The organism is Ensifer sp. NM-2 (assembly GCF_003024455.1).
Taxonomy (GTDB): Bacteria; Pseudomonadota; Alphaproteobacteria; order Rhizobiales; family Rhizobiaceae; genus Ensifer; species Ensifer canadensis.
In genome coordinates, this window is sequence record NZ_PVZR01000180.1 from 1 (window position 1) to 369 (window position 369).

At 59.9% G+C, this 369-nt stretch carries 1 protein-coding gene; it reads right to left on the reverse strand.

Translation table 11 applies throughout. The annotated features are described in order from the left end of the window. Window positions 1-369 (reverse strand): SIS domain-containing protein (locus tag C6558_RS39380; protein WP_245449386.1); only part of this gene is annotated, 369 nt, incomplete at both ends.

The window sequence follows — 369 nt, forward strand, 5'->3', positions numbered from 1 at the left end:
AGATCATCGGCGCAATGATCTCGTCGACATTCGGCAGAACGATCGTCGCCATCGTCTCGAGCTTCGAGGCGGCCGCCCCCTTTTCGTCGGTGATCAGGATGATGCGTCCACCGCGGGCTGCCACCTCCTGCATGTTCGACACGGTCTTTTCATAGAAGCGGTCGTGCGGGGCGATGACGATAACAGGCATGTTTTCGTCGATGAGCGCGATCGGACCATGCTTCAATTCACCGGCGGCATACCCCTCGGCGTGGATATAGGAGATTTCCTTGAGCTTCAGCGCGCCTTCCATCGCCAGCGGGAAGCTGGTGCCGCGACCGAGATAGAGCACGTCGCGGCACTTCGACAGTTCGCGCGACAGCATCTCGA